This window comes from Planomonospora algeriensis, from assembly GCF_977012225.1.
In genome coordinates this window covers 1-714 of record NZ_CDRNDK010001007.1, presented here as the reverse complement: position 1 = coordinate 714, position 714 = coordinate 1, and the positions used below count along the sequence as shown (strand labels likewise).

The window sequence follows — 714 nt, the reverse complement described above, 5'->3', positions numbered from 1 at the left end:
GCGCAGCGCCGCGCCGCCGCCACCACCGCCGCCACCCCGGCGGGCAGGCCAGCGAGCGGACCAGGCCGATCCGTACGGCGAGCAGGGCGCACGCGCTGAGGAGCACCGCCACCGCGCACCAGCACACCGTCGTCCCCGCCGTGGCCGTCGCCGTCCCGGCCGCCGTGAACCGGTCCAGACCCCGGTCGCGGGCCTGCCGGTAACGCAGCGTGATCAGCAGCGCGTAGTCCATGCCCAGCCCCAGCGCCACCGAGCAGGCGACCGTCAGCGTCAGCGTGTCCAGCACCGCCCCCGCCCCCGGTCCGGCTCCCGGCCCGAGGCTCGCAGCGGTGAGCACGCCGGCGGTGACCGCGACGGCCGCCCCGGCGACGACCAGCGGCACCAGCGCCGTCCCCAGCGACCCGAGCCCGACGGTGAGCACCAGCAGCGCCAGCGGGACGGCCATCGCCTCGGCGGTCCGCAGGTCGGCCAGATCGACCTCCTTGACCTCCGCGAACAGCGGCGTCACCCCGACCAGGGACGCGCTGACGGCGCCACCGGACGCCCGCCCCGCCGCCTCCCGCAGGGCGGAGCGCTGGTCCGCCAGCCGCCGCTGCCGTGCGGCCTCGTCCCCGGTGAGCCCGACCAGCGCGTACAGATTGCGCCCGTCCTGTCCCGGCCCCGGCGGCAGGACCTGGACCGCGCCGACCCCCGGCCGGTCGGCCAGCGCCCGCA

The 714-nt window shown here is 78.7% G+C and carries 1 protein-coding gene; it reads right to left on the bottom strand.

Features of this window, described 5'->3' with window-relative positions:
• Positions 1-714 (bottom strand): MMPL family transporter (locus ACWJ6R_RS37480; protein WP_449066729.1); only part of this gene is annotated, 714 nt, incomplete at both ends.